At 42.7% G+C, this 17698-nt stretch carries 18 protein-coding genes; 14 read left to right on the forward strand and 4 right to left on the reverse strand.

Translation table 11 applies throughout. The annotated features are described in order from the left end of the window. Positions 1 to 59: 59 nt before the first annotated feature. Positions 60 to 938, reverse strand: a complete 879-nt coding sequence (locus A8O14_RS08300; protein ID WP_068949081.1) for an alpha/beta fold hydrolase — start codon at positions 936 to 938, stop codon at positions 60 to 62. A gap of 139 nt (positions 939 to 1077) precedes the next feature. On the opposite strand from A8O14_RS08300, the gene A8O14_RS08305 reads away from it, so the two are divergent. The 14 genes from A8O14_RS08305 to A8O14_RS08365 all read left to right on the forward strand — a co-directional run bounded on the left by A8O14_RS08305 (position 1078) and on the right by A8O14_RS08365 (position 14579). Continuing rightward, positions 1078 to 1983 carry a polyprenyl synthetase family protein gene (locus tag A8O14_RS08305; RefSeq protein ID WP_068949082.1) on the forward strand — a complete coding sequence of 302 codons (906 nt, stop codon included), beginning with the start codon at positions 1078 to 1080 and terminating at the stop codon, positions 1981 to 1983. Positions 1984 to 1997: 14 nt separating this feature from the next. Continuing rightward, entirely contained in the window at positions 1998 to 3161 is a 1164-nt protein-coding gene (locus tag A8O14_RS08310; protein WP_082913147.1) for a methyltransferase, read from the forward strand. A gap of 80 nt (positions 3162 to 3241) precedes the next feature. Next, a complete protein-coding gene (gene bchC, locus A8O14_RS08315; protein WP_068949083.1) occupies positions 3242 to 4192 on the forward strand; it encodes a chlorophyll synthesis pathway protein BchC in 951 nt (316 codons plus the stop codon). Beyond that, complete coding sequence (locus A8O14_RS08320; protein ID WP_068949084.1) at positions 4189 to 5196, forward strand: chlorophyllide a reductase iron protein subunit X; 1008 nt, start codon at positions 4189 to 4191, stop codon at positions 5194 to 5196. Before bchC ends, A8O14_RS08320 begins: the two co-directional genes overlap by 4 nt. A gap of 14 nt (positions 5197 to 5210) precedes the next feature. Next, complete coding sequence (bchY, locus tag A8O14_RS08325; RefSeq protein ID WP_068949085.1) at positions 5211 to 6734, forward strand: chlorophyllide a reductase subunit Y; 1524 nt, start codon at positions 5211 to 5213, stop codon at positions 6732 to 6734. Continuing rightward, complete coding sequence (bchZ, locus tag A8O14_RS08330; RefSeq protein ID WP_068949086.1) at positions 6734 to 8191, forward strand: chlorophyllide a reductase subunit Z; 1458 nt, start codon at positions 6734 to 6736, stop codon at positions 8189 to 8191. The genes bchY and bchZ overlap by 1 nt, the downstream gene beginning before the upstream one ends. A 123-nt stretch (positions 8192 to 8314) precedes the next feature. Continuing rightward, entirely contained in the window at positions 8315 to 8461 is a 147-nt protein-coding gene (pufB, locus tag A8O14_RS08335) for a light-harvesting antenna LH1, beta subunit (protein WP_068949087.1), read from the forward strand. A gap of 49 nt (positions 8462 to 8510) precedes the next feature. Beyond that, on the forward strand, positions 8511 to 8732 hold the full coding sequence (locus tag A8O14_RS08340) for a hypothetical protein (RefSeq protein WP_068949088.1): 222 nt from the start codon (positions 8511 to 8513) through the stop codon (positions 8730 to 8732). Between the two features lie 10 nt (positions 8733 to 8742). Then, on the forward strand, positions 8743 to 8919 hold the full coding sequence (pufA, locus tag A8O14_RS11535; protein WP_071608677.1) for a light-harvesting antenna LH1, alpha subunit: 177 nt from the start codon (positions 8743 to 8745) through the stop codon (positions 8917 to 8919). Positions 8920 to 9018: 99 nt separating this feature from the next. Next, on the forward strand, positions 9019 to 9843 hold the full coding sequence (gene pufL, locus A8O14_RS08345) for a photosynthetic reaction center subunit L (protein ID WP_068949089.1): 825 nt from the start codon (positions 9019 to 9021) through the stop codon (positions 9841 to 9843). Positions 9844 to 9875: 32 nt separating this feature from the next. Then, on the forward strand, positions 9876 to 10874 hold the full coding sequence (gene pufM, locus A8O14_RS08350; protein ID WP_216861588.1) for a photosynthetic reaction center subunit M: 999 nt from the start codon (positions 9876 to 9878) through the stop codon (positions 10872 to 10874). After that, positions 10871 to 11914 (forward strand): photosynthetic reaction center cytochrome PufC, encoded by a 1044-nt coding sequence (pufC, locus tag A8O14_RS08355; protein WP_068949091.1) that lies wholly within the window; start codon positions 10871 to 10873, stop codon positions 11912 to 11914. Before pufM ends, pufC begins: the two co-directional genes overlap by 4 nt. A 57-nt stretch (positions 11915 to 11971) precedes the next feature. Beyond that, a complete protein-coding gene (crtI, locus tag A8O14_RS08360) occupies positions 11972 to 13531 on the forward strand; it encodes a phytoene desaturase family protein (RefSeq protein WP_082913149.1) in 1560 nt (519 codons plus the stop codon). A 55-nt stretch (positions 13532 to 13586) separates the two neighbouring features. After that, a complete protein-coding gene (locus A8O14_RS08365) occupies positions 13587 to 14579 on the forward strand; it encodes a phytoene/squalene synthase family protein (protein WP_228385059.1) in 993 nt (330 codons plus the stop codon). Positions 14580 to 14611: 32 nt separating this feature from the next. On the opposite strand, the gene A8O14_RS08370 is transcribed toward A8O14_RS08365, so the two are convergent. The 3 genes from A8O14_RS08370 to A8O14_RS08380 form a co-directional block, all read right to left on the reverse strand. After that, positions 14612 to 15334, reverse strand: a complete 723-nt coding sequence (locus A8O14_RS08370) for a carotenoid 1,2-hydratase (RefSeq protein WP_216861587.1) — start codon at positions 15332 to 15334, stop codon at positions 14612 to 14614. 194 nt (positions 15335 to 15528) lie between these two features. Beyond that, the gene (gene crtD, locus A8O14_RS08375; protein WP_068949093.1) at positions 15529 to 17022 is read right to left on the reverse strand and encodes a 1-hydroxycarotenoid 3,4-desaturase CrtD; all 1494 of its coding nucleotides are present in this window, start codon (positions 17020 to 17022) and stop codon (positions 15529 to 15531) included. Beyond that, complete coding sequence (locus tag A8O14_RS08380; RefSeq protein WP_068949094.1) at positions 17006 to 17698, reverse strand: hypothetical protein; 693 nt, start codon at positions 17696 to 17698, stop codon at positions 17006 to 17008. Before A8O14_RS08380 ends, crtD begins: the two co-directional genes overlap by 17 nt.

The raw sequence follows: 17698 nt of genomic DNA on the forward strand, positions 1-17698 counted from the left end.
TGTAAGCATTTAAAAACATCCCAAGACCAAGGGCAATGCAGACAATTATCAATACATTGTTAAGGGTTGACATTCTCCTCTTCCTCCTTATTTAGGGCATTCTGAATTAAGTTCAGAGCCATTTCTTCATCGCCTTCGTGAAATAAGTGGCCACCTTTTAGCTCAATCACTTTTGCTTTATCAAAATATTCCCTAATTACGTCACGTAAATTTTTAATTGGTATCCAACCATCATCTTCTGAGAGGATGAAGGTCAATTTTGATTTTATTAATTTGCATTTCTTTAGCAAAATCGCTATGTCTGTTCCTGCCATGAAGCTCATAGAGCCATTAAGATGTTCTGCGCTATTAAATAAAGCCTTATATTTCTCTCTTTTATCAGGGCTTAACTTTGTTTTCGTTGAGTCTAAAAGTCCATCAATAATCTTGGTGTGAGGTAATAGGTCACTTAATATGGAAGTGAAGAATGACGAAGTAACAATTGGATTTAATAGTGGGGCTATAAAGTTTTGATAAAAGCTAGGTAAGGTAATCAGGGATGGGTTTAGCCCAATGATTTCTTTGGGCTGCTCATTAGTGAGTGCGTAACTTAATCCAAGTGTTGCACCAGCTGAATGACCAATAATGTAATCAAAATATTGAATACCTAAACCCTCCCTTAACCTTGTGAGTTGGGTTGCAAGCTCATCTAAGCTGAAGGACTTTTTCGTAACACTCGTTGTAAAACCATGGCCCGGCAAGTCAGGTGCAATCACGGTGTAATTCTTTGCTAACTCTGAAAAGATTGTGCCCCAGGTGTGTGCTGAAGAACCAGTTCCATGAAGCATGAGAATGTGTTTTGGCGAATTACCCCCAACTTGTACATGCCAAGATAGGTCCTCGGTCTTTATCTCTCTACTGAAGGATTGATTAGGCCAATCCTTTGGGATGTTTTTCATTTGTTCTAAAACTTCACTGTAATTAAGGGTAAACCCGAATAAATAAGTTTGACAGCTCGATCAATTGTGTCTATATTTTTTTACATATTAAATTGTATTTTAATTTAGACAAAGCTATTTCCTTCATAGGGGCAAGATCATGTCACCAATTAAGCATTTGGATCGGGCATTAGAGCAGGCGTTGAAATCGCACGAGTCTATGAAGGGACCTCCTTCGCTAAGCAAGGCTATTAGACATGCTGTTTTTCCTGGTGGTGCACGGATTAGGCCTCAGTTGACTTTGGCAGTGGCTCAAGCCTGTGGAAATGATGACCCCCAATTATCGATGGCTAGTGCAATTTCCATTGAAATGATTCACTGCGCCTCCTTAGTTCATGATGATTTACCTTGTTTTGATAATGCAGATATGCGGCGCGGTCAGACATCAGTTCATAAAGAATATGGCGAAAGGTTGGCCGTCTTAACTGGCGATGCGCTGATTGTTATGGCTTATGAAACAGTTGCAGCTGCTTCAAGAAGATCCTCTCATCGCTTAGCACCAATTATCAAAACGATTTCACAGGGCGTTGGAGCGCCATTTGGAATTATTGCAGGACAGTCTTGGGAGTGTGAGACACAAGCCAACCTTAGCGACTATCAGAGAGCTAAAACTGGAGCGTTGTTTGCTGCGGCAACCTCAAGTGGTGCGCAGGCTGCTGGAGCTGATGCCGAGACATGGAGGGGTTTGGGTGAATGGCTTGGCGAAGCATATCAAATTGCAGATGATATTCGAGATGTATTAGGTGATGCGCAATTTTTGGGTAAGCCTGCAGGGCAAGACCAGGAACATCATCGCCCTAGCTCTGCAAAAGAATTGGGATTAAATGGAGCTGTTGAGCATTTTGATTTGTTGGTTGGTAAGGCAGTGGCATCCATCCCTAGTTGCATAGGCGATAAGGCGCTAAAAAAATTAGTCGCATTTGAGGCCGAGAGATTACTGCCTTCATCATGGTTTGAGCGTGGTGAAAGACACATTGCTATTGAAACCCTTCGTCAGGCTGCATAGCGCGCCTAATTAGAGTGCCTCAAGCCCGAACAATTCCGATTGAACAAGACCAAAGTGAGTATGGTCTGTTGGATAGGTTATTTATCTACAAAGATAAGCTAATAGCAAATTCTCGATTCCAAAACACAGTCGCAAAAATTCCATTTCTAAGACGTATCGCAAAAAAAAGAGCTAATCAATTATTTGATGTAATGGTGGGTTTTGTATATTCCCAAATCCTTCTAGCTTGTATACGCCTAAATCTTTTTAATCATTTAAAAAACGGCCCATTAACTTTAGAGGCCATAAAAAATAAATGTGGTTTAGAGCAAGCACCTCTAAAACAATTACTAGACGCCGCCGTATCAATTGATTTATTAGAAATTCGTAGCAATCAAAAATTTGGTTTGGGAAAGTTAGGTGCGCCGCTAGTTGAGAATTCTGCTTTAGCGGCAATGATTGAGCACCATACTGTTTTGTATGAAGATTTGAGAGATCCTCTTCTTTTGCTATCTGGCAAATTAAAGAATAAGAAATTAGAGAAATTTTGGCCTTACGTTTCGAATGATCTTGAGGATCAAGAGTCTCTTAAAGATCAAGATCGAGTTAAGGGTTACTCAGATTTAATGTCTACATCGCTACCATTGGTAGCAGATCAAGTCGTGAGTGCATATGATTTTTCTAAGCACCGCTGCTTGTTGGATGTTGGAGGAGGGCAGGGTACTTTTTTAAAAAGAGTGCACCTTCAATCCCCTCGGTTAGAGAGAATGCTTTTCGACTTGCCGGGTGTTGTGAATCTTGCCGCAGAAAATTTCTTGGCCAATTCAGAAGATCAATCCATCAAAGTTTTTGGTGGAGATTTCTTTAAAGATGACCTCCCTAGTGGAGCAGATTTAATCACTCTTATCCGTGTCATTTTTGATCACGATGATGAGCGAGTAAAAATTTTACTGAAATCAATTTTTAAGGCTCTTCCTACAGGTGGCAAGTTATTGATTGCTGAGCCTATGGCAGAGACGCCTGAACATCCCCCAATGGGGCATGCCTATTTTGGTTTTTATTTAATGGCGATGGGTAGGGGTCGACCCAGAACAGTTGAAGAGATAAGTCATTTAGCTCTTCATGTTGGCTTTAAAAATATCGACATATTGCACTCGGATATGCCTATAAATGCCCAAGTTTTGCTACTGAGCACCTAATTAAGGGTAAGTACTAATAGAAAGTATTTGAATAGTGTATAAATTACTTTACATATAAGAAAGTAAATTTAAATAGACACATGCAAAGTCAACTTCATTCCACAGCAGTACTGCTGGAGTCTCCAAGAGAACTCAGGTTGAAACGACTTTTGCTTGATGAGCCCAATGACTCGGATGTTGTGGTGCAAATTGAGTGGAGCGGCATCAGCACTGGAACTGAAAAGCTACTTTGGAATGGAACTATGCCAGATTTTCCTGGAATGGGATATCCGCTAGTGCCTGGATACGAATCTGTTGGCAGAGTTACTCGGGTAGGAAAGTCATCTCATCTCAGTCTTAACCAAAGAGTTTTTGTTCCCGGCGCAAAGTGTTTTGGTGATGTGAAGGGTTTGTTTGGAGGGGCTGCCTCGCATGTTGTTGTTCCTTCCGATAGGGTTATCGAACTCAATGAAGAAATTGGCGAAGAGGGTGTTTTGCTTGCCTTAGCAGCCACCGCCTATCACGTTACTCAAGGAAAAAAATCATTACAACCCGATTTGATTGTGGGCCATGGCGTATTAGGAAGACTGATCGCTCGAATTGCAGTCATGTTTGGCCACCAGCCAGTTGTCTGGGAGATTGATACAGATCGTATGAGTGGAGCTGAGGGCTATACAGTTCTTCATCCTTGTGATGACCAAGATAACAAATATAAAAATATCTGCGATGCAAGTGGGCAAGTGAGTGTATTAAATAAATTAATTAGTCAACTCCAGTTTGGCGGAGAAATTACCCTTGCTGGTTTTTATGACAAAGACATTCAGTTTAATTTCCCCAGTGCATTTATGAAGGAAGCTAAATTGCGGATTGCTGCACAGTGGGCGCCTCAGGATTTGAAGGATGTGAAGCAGCTCTTATCGAATGGCAGATTAAATCTGAATGGATTAATAACGCATCATCGTAAGCCCTCTTCAATTGGTGATGTATATCGCACCGCATTTGAAGATCCTAACTGTCTCAAAATGGTAGTTGATTGGAGAGAAGCACTATGAATGCCCCAAGTGTCCCAAAAGAAATAACAATTCAATTTACGCAATTGAAAAAAGAGGCCGCTATTGAGCCTGATCAGGTCCATACAGGTGAGATTAAAAAAGAAACTCAGATCATTGCAATTTATGGCAAAGGCGGAATTGGGAAAAGCTTCACATTAGCCAACCTGTCCTACATGATGGCGCAGCAGGGCAAAAAGGTATTGCTGATTGGCTGCGACCCAAAAAGCGACACCACTTCATTGCTATTTGGAGGTAAAGCTTGTCCTACCATTATTGAAACTTCTTCCAAAAAGAAGTTAGCCGGTGAAGAAGTCAAGATTGGCGATGTTTGTTTTAAGCGTGATGGCGTATATGCCATGGAATTGGGTGGCCCTGAGGTTGGTAGAGGGTGCGGTGGCAGGGGAATCATTCATGGCTTTGAAACACTGGAGAAGCTTGGTTTTCATGACTGGGGGTTTGATTACGTATTGCTAGACTTTTTAGGCGACGTAGTCTGCGGAGGCTTTGGATTACCAATCGCTAGAGATATGTGTCAGAAGGTTATTGTTGTGGCAAGCAATGATCTCCAGTCGCTCTATGTTGCCAATAATGTGTGCTCTGCAGTTGAATACTTCCGTAAATTAGGTGGCAATGTTGGTGTAGCTGGCATGGTTATCAATAGGGATGATGGCACTGGCGAAGCAACAGCTTTTGCTGAGCATGTGGGTATCCCTGTACTTTCGGTTATTCCAGCGAATGACGATATCAGAAGAAAAAGTGCTAGCTATGAAATCATTGGCAAGCCAGATTCACAATGGGGTCCGCTCTTTGAGGGTTTGGCAAGCAATGTTGCTGAGGCGCCTCCAGTCCGACCAAAGCCAATGGCACCAGATGATTTACTGGGCTTATTTTCTGCAAGTCAAGTTGGTAGAGATATCGTTCTTGAGCCTGCAACAATTTTCGATATGGTTGGTAAGAATGAAGTGATTAAGCCAACGCTTGAAGTGATTTACGACAAAGCCTAGAAACCGGAGCCATCGTGAAATCATCTAAAGTTATTCCGATACAAGCTCAGAACACTTCTGAGACTGGAATAACCTGTCATTCAGGCGCAGAAGAATTATTAGCAGCTGCTAAGTCTGCCAATAAAAGTGAGATCTTGGGTCAGTACGCAAAAGATTACCCTAAGGGCCCTCATGATCAACCACAAAGTATGTGCCCTGCATTTGGTTCTTTGCGAGTAGGCTTGAGAATGCGTAGGACAGCGACGATTCTGTCAGGTTCGGCCTGTTGTGTATACGGCCTTACTTTTACCTCCCACTTTTATGGTGCGCGACGTAGCGTCGGATATGTACCATTTAACTCTGAGTCCTTGGTTACTGGAAAGTTATTCGAAGATATACGGGATGCGGTTTATAAAGAAGCTAATCCCGACCTCTATGACGCCATAGTCATTATCAATTTATGTGTTCCAACTGCTAGTGGCGTGCCGTTGCAATTATTGCCAAAAGAAATCAATGGTGTTCGTATTATTGGCATTGATGTTCCGGGATTTGGGGTGCCTACCCATGCAGAGGCCAAAGATGTTCTAGCAAGCGCAATGTTGCGTTATGCACGTACTGAAATCGAAAATGGCCCAGTGTCTGCACCACGGAATGGCCTTTCTGATAAGCCTACAGTTACCTTGTTAGGTGAAATGTTCCCGGTAGATCCAATCAGCATTGGAATGATGTTAGAGCCAATGGGTATGGGTGTTGGACCAGTTGTGCCAACTAGAGAATGGCGCGAGCTATATCAGGCGTTCGACTCTAAGGTAGTCGCAGCAATTCACCCGTTTTATACCGCAAGTATTCGTGAATTTGAAAGTGCTGGAAGAACCATTGTGGGCTCTGCTCCGATTGGTTACGATGGCACAGCTCAATGGCTAGAAAACATTGGAGTAGCCTCTGGTATCAGCGCAGAAAAAATTGGTAATGCTAAAGCCAAGTTTTTGCCAATGATTCAAGCCGCACTCAAAGCAAAACCAATCAAAGGAAGAATCACTCTTAGTGGGTATGAGGGTTCGGAATTACTAGTGGCACGTTTATTGGTAGAGAGTGGGGCGGATGTACGTTATGTTGGCACTGCTTGTCCAAAGACAATTTGGAGCAGCGGCGACTTAGATTGGCTTGAGCAACACGGCGTTCATGTTGAGTATCGCGCTTCTTTGGAGCAAGATCTCGCCGCAATGAAAGAGTTCGAGCCAGATTTAGTGATTGGCACAACGCCAGTAGTTCAAAAAGCCAAAGAATTGGCTATCCCATCCTTGTATTTCACGAATTTAATTTCAGCACGACCACTAATGGGGGCTGCTGGTGCAGGTTCTTTGGCTCAAGTCATCAATGCAGCATTAGCAAACCAAGATCGTTTTGATGCTATGAACTCATTCTTTGGGGGTGTGGGTAAAGATCATGCAGCTGGTGTTTGGGAATCAGCACCTGTTGATCGTCCTGAATTTAAAGCTGATGTAAGGCGTCGCATGGAAAAAGCGCGAGCCAAGCAAAAAGCTGAGGAGATGGGCTAATGCTAGTCCTAGATCACGATCGCGCTGGAGGATATTGGGGGGCTGTATATGTATTTACGGCTGTAAAGGGGCTTCAAGTTGTTATTGACGGTCCGGTTGGCTGTGAAAACTTGCCGGTGACATCAGTGCTGCATTACACCGATGCCTTACCGCCTCATGAGTTGCCCATAGTAGTGACCGGTTTAGCTGAAGAGCAGTTAGGCCGGGAAGGTACAGAAGAGTCAATGAAGCGCGCTCATAAAGTGCTTGATCCCGATTTACCTGCAGTAGTAGTAACGGGTTCTATTGCGGAGATGATTGGTGGTGGCGTAACACCTGAGGGAACTGGTATCAAGCGCTTCTTGCCTAGGACAATTGATGAGGATCAATGGCAATGTGCAAATAGGGCAATGAATTGGCTTTGGACCGAATATGGCCTCAAAAAGATTCCACCGCGCAAAAGAGATGCAGATACAAAACCCAGGGTTAATATTATTGGACCCTCTTATGGCAGCTTCAATTTATATAGTGATTTAGCAGAAATTAGGCGTTTGGTCGAGGGTGTTGGTGCGGAAGTAAATTTAGTATTTCCCTTGGGAACCCACCTTGCCGATATTCCAAAACTAATTGATGCAGATGTCAATATCTGTATGTATCGAGAGTATGGACGACTCCTATGTGAGACGCTTGAGAGACCTTATTTGCAAGCCCCTATTGGAATGCAATCTACCACTGCTTTTTTACGAAAGCTGGGGGAGTTGTGCGGGCTTGACGTAGAGCCCTTCATTGAAAAAGAGAAGCACACAACATTAAAGCCCGTCTGGGATTTATGGCGTTCTGTCACACAAGATTTTTTTGGCACTGCTAGCTTTGCCATCGTAGCAAGTGAAACCTATACACGAGGTGTTAGAAACTTCCTCGAAGAAGAAATGGGTCTTCCGTGTAACTTTGCAGTTTCTAGATTGCCTGGAAACAAGACAAATAACATTGAAATCAGAGAGTTGGTTCAAAAGAAAACTCCTTTAGTCATGTTTGGAAGTTATAACGAGCGGATGTACGGTAGCGAAATCAGTGCCCGGTTTTCTTTCATACCCGCTTCATTTCCTGGGGCCATTATCCGTAGGCATACCGGCACTCCTTATATGGGATATTCCGGATCAGTCTATTTAATTCAGGAAGTTTGCAATTCACTGTTTGATGCTTTATTCAATATTTTGCCCCTAGGTACTGAAATGGATAAGGTTGATCCAACCCCTGCGAAATTACAAAGCTTCATTCAGGCAATGCCATGGGAGCAGGAGGCCCAGGAGTTATTAAACAAGTTAATTAGTAAACAACCAGTGCTCACTCAAATATCAGCGGCGAAGAAAATTCGTGATGAGGCTGAGTTAGAGGCACGTATACAAAATATTGAAAAAGTAACTGTAGCTTGTTTACAGAAATCATCCTTTTCCTTAGTTGAAGGGGAGGTTGTATGACACGCATTCAAAGATATTGCTCTAGTAAAGAGCTAAACCAATATGGTGTTGTTAAGCCATATCCTCAAATCTACAGGGGTGATGTAGAAAAGACCGCAAGGTCAGTTTCAAGGAGTAGTCATCATGAGTGAAAACAGATCTATATCTGGGCTTACCGATGCAGAAGCTAAAGAATTCCATACATTTTATATGCAAGGTCTTCTTGGATTTACTGCAATCGCTGTCGTCGCGCACATACTTGTATGGGCATGGCGTCCATGGTTCTTTTGATGCAGTAGTAAGTACATAGTAAACGTAGTCAATTAGAGGGAGTGTTTTTATGAAGATCAATACGGATTTAATGCATAAACATGTTTTGCATGACACCTTGTCATTCAAAATTATTTTTTTGATTAGTTACGTGGTGCTCTTTGTTGTAGCACTTTTTTTAATTGTCTTGCCTGCATCACAGAAAAGTTGGTTATTTTCTGGTGCTGACGGAGGATCATTCTTCAAGTCAGTTGAAACAGGTGTTTACGGCTTTATGTCTTACTTAAATTAGGAGAAATATTATGTGGAGAATTTGGAAACTATACGACCCACTACGTGCGATGGTTGCACAGGGCGTTTTTCTCTTTGCTTTGGCAGCAATGATTCATCTCATTTTATTGAGCACAGTTCAATACAAATGGTTGGATGGTATGAGTCAAGAGCAGTACAAAGCAGCTATATCAGCAGCGAAGAAGTAATTAGATGTGCAAACCGTAGGCGAATTTCTAGAAATAGTGATTCGTCTACGCAAGATTAATTTAATGTGAGAAGAATTCTCACTGTGTAAGGAGCGCAAAATGGCCATGCTCAACTTTGAAAAAAAATACCGCGTGCGCGGTGGGACTCTAATAGGAGGAGATCTTTTTGATTTCTGGGTAGGCCCTTTCTACGTCGGATTCTTTGGGGTAACCACTATATTCTTTGCATTCCTTGGGACTGCAATGATTCTTTGGGGCACATCTCAGGCAGGCGTTTTCAATCCTTGGCAAATAAATATTGCCCCTCCGGATCTGAAATATGGGTTAGGCGTAGCTCCTTTGATGGAGGGTGGATTATGGCAAATCATTACTATCTGCGCCTTAGGAGCATTTGGTTCTTGGGCAATGCGTGAGGTGGAAATTTCCCGAAAATTGGGAATGGGCCTTCATGTACCAGTTGCTTTTAGTATGGCCATCTTTGCGTATTTCACTTTGGTTGTAATTCGCCCAGTGTTAATGGGTGCATGGGGCTACGGTTTTCCTTATGGAATATTGAGTCATTTAGATTGGGTGTCGAATACTGGGTATCAGTATCTGCACTTTCATTACAACCCAGCCCACATGATTGCGGTAACACTGTTCTTTACAACAACATTAGCACTTGCGCTGCATGGAGCCTTGATCTTATCTTCCACGAATCCACAGCCTGGACAGCCGGTCAAAACTCCTGAGCACGAGGATACTTTCTTTAGAGACATTATTGGATATTCCGTTGGAACATTGGGCATTCATCGTCTTGGATTATTCCTAGCCTTAGCGGCGGTATTTTGGAGTGCTGTTTGTATTGTTATTAGTGGCCCCTTCTGGACAAAGGGTTGGCCTGAATGGTGGACATGGTGGTTGAATTTGCCAATCTGGGGTTAGTTTTCAGCTAAATTGAAAATGCGGAGAGCATTATGGAATATCAAAATCTATTTACACAAACACAAGTAACTGGCCCTGCAAGTCATGGCGTTCCAATCAACGCCTACGATATGCGTGAGCGAACTCGCTCTATTGGATTTAGTCATTTGATGGGGCGCATTGGGAATGCACAGCTCGGACCTTTATACCTTGGGAGATTAGGGGTTGCATCCTTAATATTTGGTATGACGGCATTTTTCATTATTGGGATGAATATGCTGGCCCAAGTAGGCTGGAATCCTTTGCAGTTTGTGAGGAAATTATTTTGGCTTTCTTTGGATGCCCCGGCACCTAAGTATGGATTGACCTTTCCGCCTATGAATGAAGGTGGTTGGTGGTTGATTGTTGGTCTATTTTCAACGATTTCAATCATGCTCTGGTGGTTGAGAACCTTCCGTAGGGCTCAGGCTCTTGGAATGGGTACTCATGTACCTTGGGCATTCGCATCAGCAATTTGGTTGTTCTTAGTATTGGGCCTTATTCGTCCGGTACTGATGGGCAGTTGGAGCGAAGCGGTGCCATTTGGTATCTTTTCTCACCTAGATTGGGTATCCGCCTTTTCAATTCGCTATGGCAACTTGTTTTACAACCCATTCCACATGCTCTCCATTGTGTTTCTTTATGGATCAGTCCTTTTGTTTGCTATGCACGGCGCAACTATTCTGGCAGTGAGTCGATTTGGCGGTGAAAGAGAAATTGAGCAAATTGTCGATCGCGGAACCGCATCTGAAAGGGCGGCTTTATTCTGGAGATGGACTATGGGCTTTAACGCTACGATGGAATCTATTCACCGTTGGGCCTGGTGGTTTGCTGTACTTACTCCATTAACAGGTGGCATTGGAATTTTGCTAACCGGCACCGTTGTGGATAACTGGTATCTATGGGCTGTTAAGCATAATATGGCGCCAACTTATCCGGCAATTTATGGGACCGTGTCTGATCCTGCTTTAAAGGCACCTTCAGCTCCAGTAGCAATAGGGGAGAAAAAATGAAAAACGTTCGCCAAAAAATTGCCATTGCATTTAGTGTTTTGGCAATTGTTACGCTTACGGCTTGTGAGCGACCACCAGTTGAGTCAAAGCAAACTGGATACCGCGGTACCGGTATGGATCAAATTGATAATCCTAGAACACAAGAGCAGCTAGCTAAGATTAATGAAATGCCAGCTGGAGTTCCTGCATCCCCGGACGGACCAAAGGCTGGTGCCGTATATAAGAACGTCAAAGTTTTAAATAATTTAAGCACTGCACAGTTTGGTGCTTTTATGGTCTCAATGACTTCATGGGTTGCCCCTAAAGAGGGTTGTGCTTATTGCCATAATGTTCAGAATTTTGCAGATGATTCTCTTTACACTAAAACTGTAGCTAGAAGAATGATTCAGATGAATCAGCAAATTAATAGTAATTGGGCTGATCACGTAAAGCAAACGGGCGTTACTTGTTACACCTGCCATAGAGGTAATAATATTCCTCAAAATGTTTGGTTTAATCCAGAAGAAAAGCGTGGCGGAAATATGCTAGGTAATGCTAACGGACAAAATGATCCAGCATCTGCCGTTGCCTATACAGCCCTCCCGAATAAGCCATTTGCAGACTATTTGGTAGAAAAAGGTGGCCCAGCAAGGATTGTTGGCAAAACGGCACTTCCTACGGGTAACAAAGCAACCCTTCAAAGTACAGAAAATGTATATGGAATGATGACTCACATGTCCCATTCTCTTGGGGTTAACTGTACCTTTTGCCACAACTCTCAAAACTTTTCTAGTTGGGAGCAGAGCACACCTCAGCGTGCTCAAGCATGGTATGGCATTCAAATGCTAAAAGATATTAATACCAACTTTATGACCCCGTTAAAGGATGTTTTTCCACCAAATCGACTCGGGCCCACTGGTGACGTTGCTAAAGCAAACTGCGCCACCTGTCATCAAGGTGTAAATAAACCACTCTTAGGTCAAAGTATGTTGAAGGATTATCCGTATCTTGCTCCAAATAGAGATATGCCAAAAGATAGCACCCATAGCGCAGCAAAATAGCCTTGCCAACCCCTTTGATATTAAATATCAAAGGGGTTTTTAAACAAAGGAAGTCTGATGGACCAACAGGTCGATCAATTTAAGATCCCCGAAAACATAGCCACAGTTGGAAATGTACATGCTTCTGAACGCGCTCTTGTAATCGGTGCAGGGTTTGGTGGTCTTGCTGCAGCAATACGTCTAGCCATAAAAGGATATGACGTCCAGGTATTGGAAAGATTGGGAGACGCTGGAGGTAGGGCTTATGTACATAGAAGAAATGGCTTTACGTTTGATGCCGGCCCTACTATTATCACCGCGCCTTTTTTACTAGAAGAGTTATGGAGCTTGTGCGGCAAAAAAATGTCTAACGATGTTGATTTGCGTGCAATGGATCCGTTTTATCAAATCCGATTTGCAGATGGCCGCATATTTAATTACACCGGTGATCTGGAGCGAATGAAGCAAGAAGTTGCCAAATTTAGTCCTAGTGATTTACCAGGTTATCTACGTTTTTTAGAAGAGGCAGAGTATTGCTACAAACTAGGGTTTGAAGAGCTGGGAGATGTTGCATTTGACAGCTTAAAAGATTTAGTAAAAGCATTTCCAAGCCTAGTGAAGATGAGGGCCTGGAATAATCTCTATAGCTTAGTTGCGAAACATATCAAAGACCCACAGCTTAGAGAGGTAATGAGCTTTCATCCATTACTCATTGGCGGTAACCCTTTTTCGGTTACCTCTGTTTATGCATTAATTAATTCCTTAGAGCGCAAATGGGGCGTTCATTCCGCAATGGGTGGAACGGGATCAATTATCAAAGGACTTGTTGGTTTGCTTAATGGCCTTGGCGTAAGAATCCGTTATGCAAGTACCGTTAAGAAAATCAATATCGTTGAAAATAAAGTAACGGGCGTAACATTGGAAAATGGTGAGGTTTTATTTGCCAATAAGGTAGTCTGTAATGCTGATACAGCATGGACTTACAAAAATTTGATTGACCCAGAACATCGAAAAATATGGACTGATAAAAAAATTGAGAATGGTAAGTACTCAATGAGTCTATTTGTCTGGTACTTTGGCACTAAAAAACAATACCCAAAAATACCGCACCACATGATGCTGTTAGGTAAACGTTATAAAACTCTTTTAGAGGATATTTTTAAACGCCATCATCTTGCTAAAGACTTTAGCCTTTATTTGCATCGTCCCACAGCAACTGATCCTAACTTAGCTCCTCCAGAATGTGATACCTTTTATGTACTTTCCCCCGTTCCTCATCTGGACAGTGGAACCGATTGGAAGCAGGAGGCTGAGCCCTATAGAAAAGCCATTGCAAAGATGCTTGAAGAAACTGTTTTACCGGGCTTGCAAGAGAATTTAGTGGAATCGTTTGTAATGACTCCAGAAGATTTTAAAGACAGGCTGCTTTCCTATAAGGGGGCTGCTTTTGGTTTGGAACCTTTGCTTACCCAAAGTGCTTGGTTCAGACCACATAATCGTAGCGAAGATATTGAAGGTCTTTATATGGTTGGGGCGAGCACTCATCCGGGTGCGGGGATTCCTGGGGTTTTGTCATCAGCCAAAGCTTTAGATTCGTTGATTGCGCCCGCTAAAATACTCTCTCAAAATGCACGATAGAGCTATTACATCCGAATACGGATTTCAGCTTGATCTACTCTCTTGCGAGACCTTGATGAGAGATGGCTCCAAATCCTTTTTTTCTGCATCCAGGATCCTGCCTTCTAATATTCGTGATTCTGCTATAGCTTTATATGCTTTTTGTCGTTTACTGGATGATATGGTGGACGATCAAAATGCGTCTGATAATGTTATAGAGCAGATTGAATATCGATTAGATCGTATCTATTCAAAAAATCCACTAGATATACCCGCGGATAGAGCTTTAGCTCTTGTAGTTGAGCGATTTTTAATTCCTCGAAGCCTCCTGGAGGCACTGGTAGAAGGATTTAAGTGGGATCGTACTGGTCGCCAATATCAAACCATAGAAGAGTTATGTGACTATGCTGCTAGAGTTGCTTCAACAGTAGGGGTCATGATGACTCTGATTATGGGTATACGGGATCGAGCTGTATTAGAACGCGCATGCGAGCTTGGCCTTGCAATGCAGTTGACTAATATTGCGCGGGATATTGGGGAGGACGCTAGAAACGAGCGTCTCTATCTTCCTAGAGATTGGCTTCAAGAAGAAAATATAGACCCTGATCAGTGGCTTAAAAATCCTATTTTTAATGATGGTATCTTGCGAGTGAATCAAAAGCTCATTCAGTACGCCGATGATTTATATGCTCGTTCGGCATTTGGATTCTCTGGTTTACCAAGAAATTGTCGATCAGCCATAGCCGCTGCTAGTTTGATTTATTCGGAAATCGGTAGGCAAATTGAGCGACAGGGGATGGATTCGGTTACAAAAAGAGCTGTCGTATCAAAGAAAAGAAAAGTTTTATTGCTATTCAAATCTCTTGGGGCGGCTATCTATAGTGCAAAACCAACGCAGAGTTTAGATTCCATTCCTGCTATACAGTTTTTGGTTGATGCGGTAGAGCCAGAAGGACAGTACGCGCATTACAGTGGATCTGTAGAGGATAGGCTCATTTGGGTTGTTAGTCTTCTGGAAAAAGTAGAGCATAGAAAAATAGACTCATACCATTCTTTTGCTCGGCATTAGCATTGCTTAGCTGTTTCTATATTGCTAGCTTATTAATATAGACGCGTTGGATTTCTAGGCATTCTCCAAGGCAGCATAAATTGGACGATGTTGGATTCTAGGCGTTTTATATTTAATGTTTCATGCATCGAAATAACATCCTCTCCAAGTAGTTTTGATGCAATCATCGAGCGAGCATAAAAAGGCGTATCTTCCAAGGTATTAAGCACTGTTACCTTGTGATCTGATTCAGAGCGCATATTGCGCTGAATTCTCCATCCTGTTTTGCGAAGTTCAACTCTATTTGGCGCTAAAAAATCCTCAGTACTACCATCTAATTTAAATTTAGTTGCTAGAACCTTTTCTACTCCATTCTTTTGTCGCACATCATAAATTACAGCAGTGCTGCCATCTTTTAAGTGAGCTCGTGACCAGTCCCACTCACTGAAGGGTTTGTTGATTGCCTCATCTCCCTCATTAGAGTCAAAGTAAGCATTGCCAATCCAGTTTAGATTAGGTTTATTGAAAGAGACTTCGACTCTGGAGGAGGGTGCTATTGGCCCCCAGCGATGCTTCTGTTGATCATCAAGAGCTACTACATGATTAAAAAGTTGCTCTGTAAATACTTTGATGGTTCCCTGAACTCTTTGACCAAGCAAAGGAACTCGCTCATTAATGGTGATAGTAAGAGCGTTATCGTTCCAGCTTAACTGACTGGGACCTATAGTGAACTGATTGGCTGTGCGATGGATTGCATTCTTGCCCCTTTCAGTCATCGTCCAATATTTTTTGGTTGGCGTATAAAGCGCAACATTAATGGAGCAAAAGTCTTCAGCTTGTGCAGGCTTGCTTTTATTTGCCCAAGCGTAATAGGGAGAAAAGACGCTGCCAACAAAGGCAATAATGCTAAACCCATTTAAGCCATCATCGCTAAGGCCGTCAATGTACCACCAGAGATAGTTACCCGGATTTACCGCTTGGTCGAACCTAGGCGATCCATCAGGGTTGCGGCCGCCAATCGTCCTGACATTGCCGCCATTGGAACCCCCGGACCTGGGTGGGTGCTGCCTCCTGCTAGGAGCAGATTGTTGATTTGCGATTGAGAACCTAGTCTGTGAAATGAGCTCATCCATCCATGAGTTGCTTGGCCATATAGCGCTCCGCCTCGACCCGGAAATAGCATTGAGAAATCCTGAGGGGTCGTTCGCGTAATTTGAGCATCCTCCAGCTGGAGTCCATATTTGTTCATGATTGAAAATGCTTTTTGTTCGCATTGATCGATTTCCTCATTGTTATAAGGTTTTTTTGAGCCATTCGCTGGTGCATTTACTAAACAAAACAATCTTTCAGGCTGATTATTCTCAAGTGCTAAATCATTTCTATCTTGAGCGCAGATATAGACTGTTGGGTTGAGTGGAAGGCGCTGTTTTTCAAAAATATCAGAAAATTCGCTCTGATAGGGCTGATTAAAAAACACGTTATGACGCACTAGAGGGAATCCTGAAGATTTCACCTTCATTGACCAAGTCACCGCTGATAGGGAGTCTGTTTGTTTGAGCTTGGCAGGTATCGCAGTACTTACTCTCTCACCTAATAAGTGATTTTTTAAAGCATTTATATCACCATTAAAAATGAGGTAATCGCATTCTAGAAATTCACCACTTTTGAGATGTACGCCACTAATTTGCGAACCAGCCAGCTCAAGACAATCAACCTCTGAGTCATAGCGGAATTTACAACCTTTTTTTTGCGCTAACGTGGCTATCACCTCAGGTATTTTTGCCATACCACCTTTGATTGACCAAACTCCATCCATTTCTACCTGGGCGATCAACATCAGGGTTGCTGGAGCTAAATAGGGAGACGAGCCACAGTAAGTTGCATAACGTCCAAAGAGTTGATGTAAGCGTGGGTCTGGAAAGTATTTTTCTAGAGCGGACCAAAGACTGCTAAAGGGTCCGATATCCCATAATATTTTACTTTTCTCAATCCCCAATGAACCCATCATTCCCAGCATGCTGGGGCGTCTAGATTCTATAAAGGGCTTTTTTAAGGATTCGTAAACCTTTTTAGCTGTACCACAGAACTCTAAAAATAATTGTGCTTGCTTGGGATTACAAAACTGAGCGATAGCATCTGCGCTTTTTTTGTTGTCAGCATATAAGTCCAGATAGTCCTCGCCCCAACTATGTCTAGCAAGGATATCTAAAGCCTCTAACTCAAATTCAGAAGAAAAATTTTCATCACAATCATCAAATAATTTTTCAAAAACCCAGCGCATTGTAAAGACCGTAGGCCCTGAATCTATCAATGCACCATCAATATCGATTTGACGAATTTTCCCGCCTGGGTAGCTATTCTTTTCAAGAACGGTTACGTTGAGACCATGGTGAGCTAGCTCTAGAGCGGCTGTAAGACCGGCAATACCTGCACCAACTATGATGACCTTAGGGGATTTGGACATATTTTCCTTGCCAAACACCGCTTGCTGAGCCGACCTTAAAGCGAGTGAACATAGACTCTGAAAAGTAATTCTCTCCGTACGCTGCCTTTATGGCCGAGAGATGTGCGCCTGATTGTGCATACGCATCAATGGATTTGAGATTTTCCCATATAGTAAATGTAGCTTGACGAAAGTAGGGTGCTTCTCCTAGCCCAGCTGTCAGAATCGATCCTGAGGCTTCTTTAATTGCTTGTTCTGCTGGTTTTGCTTTGGCCCAAAATTGCACTGCTTTGAAAGGTCTGATTGATGCCCTGGTAAGAGATGCTATTGGCCCACTTTCAGGGGGAGAGCTTAAATTATTTATTGAGAAGCCTGACCATGATCCTCGGCTGGAATAAGCATAGAGTGTAGCTATAAAGAACTCATTAGCATGGGATCTGTAAGCATTCACAGTGGGAGATGTTTGCTGAAAAATTTCTGCATTTTGTTTTGTATCAAAAACACAAAAGAATCCCTGTTTAGTAAGGCTTGGCTTGGTACTGAAGCCGCCATTAAAACCAGATCCCAAGATCTTACAAAAGACGAGGCCAGGAACACCCCTAAAGGCAAATTTACCAAAAATATAGCGACTAAACCCCCACAACCTAGATCCAGAAGCAATATCTATTAAAACCAATACTGCCGTCTGTTCGCTCAT

The organism is Polynucleobacter wuianus (assembly GCF_001659725.1).
Classification (GTDB): domain Bacteria; phylum Pseudomonadota; class Gammaproteobacteria; order Burkholderiales; family Burkholderiaceae; genus Polynucleobacter; species Polynucleobacter wuianus.

Excerpts from the sequence above, each read along its gene's own strand:
- A8O14_RS08300 (WP_068949081.1), bottom strand. The coding sequence starts at position 938 with ATGAAAAACATCCCAAAGGATTGGCCTAATCAATCCTTCAGTAGAGAG.
- A8O14_RS08305 (WP_068949082.1), top strand. The coding sequence starts at position 1,078 with ATGTCACCAATTAAGCATTTGGATCGGGCATTAGAGCAGGCGTTGAAA.
- bchC (WP_068949083.1), top strand. The coding sequence starts at position 3,242 with ATGCAAAGTCAACTTCATTCCACAGCAGTACTGCTGGAGTCTCCAAGA.
- A8O14_RS08320 (WP_068949084.1), top strand. The coding sequence starts at position 4,189 with ATGAATGCCCCAAGTGTCCCAAAAGAAATAACAATTCAATTTACGCAA.
- bchZ (WP_068949086.1), top strand. The coding sequence starts at position 6,734 with ATGCTAGTCCTAGATCACGATCGCGCTGGAGGATATTGGGGGGCTGTA.
- pufB (WP_068949087.1), top strand. The coding sequence starts at position 8,315 with ATGAGTGAAAACAGATCTATATCTGGGCTTACCGATGCAGAAGCTAAA.
- A8O14_RS08340 (WP_068949088.1), top strand. The coding sequence starts at position 8,511 with ATGAAGATCAATACGGATTTAATGCATAAACATGTTTTGCATGACACC.
- pufA (WP_071608677.1), top strand. The coding sequence starts at position 8,743 with ATGTGGAGAATTTGGAAACTATACGACCCACTACGTGCGATGGTTGCA.
- pufL (WP_068949089.1), top strand. The coding sequence starts at position 9,019 with ATGGCCATGCTCAACTTTGAAAAAAAATACCGCGTGCGCGGTGGGACT.
- pufM (WP_216861588.1), top strand. The coding sequence starts at position 9,876 with ATGGAATATCAAAATCTATTTACACAAACACAAGTAACTGGCCCTGCA.
- pufC (WP_068949091.1), top strand. The coding sequence starts at position 10,871 with ATGAAAAACGTTCGCCAAAAAATTGCCATTGCATTTAGTGTTTTGGCA.
- crtI (WP_082913149.1), top strand. The coding sequence starts at position 11,972 with ATGGACCAACAGGTCGATCAATTTAAGATCCCCGAAAACATAGCCACA.
- A8O14_RS08365 (WP_228385059.1), top strand. The coding sequence starts at position 13,587 with ATGAGAGATGGCTCCAAATCCTTTTTTTCTGCATCCAGGATCCTGCCT.
- A8O14_RS08370 (WP_216861587.1), bottom strand. The coding sequence starts at position 15,334 with ATGACTGAAAGGGGCAAGAATGCAATCCATCGCACAGCCAATCAGTTC.
- crtD (WP_068949093.1), bottom strand. The coding sequence starts at position 17,022 with ATGTCCAAATCCCCTAAGGTCATCATAGTTGGTGCAGGTATTGCCGGT.
- A8O14_RS08380 (WP_068949094.1), bottom strand. The coding sequence starts at position 17,698 with ATGAGCGAACAGACGGCAGTATTGGTTTTAATAGATATTGCTTCTGGA.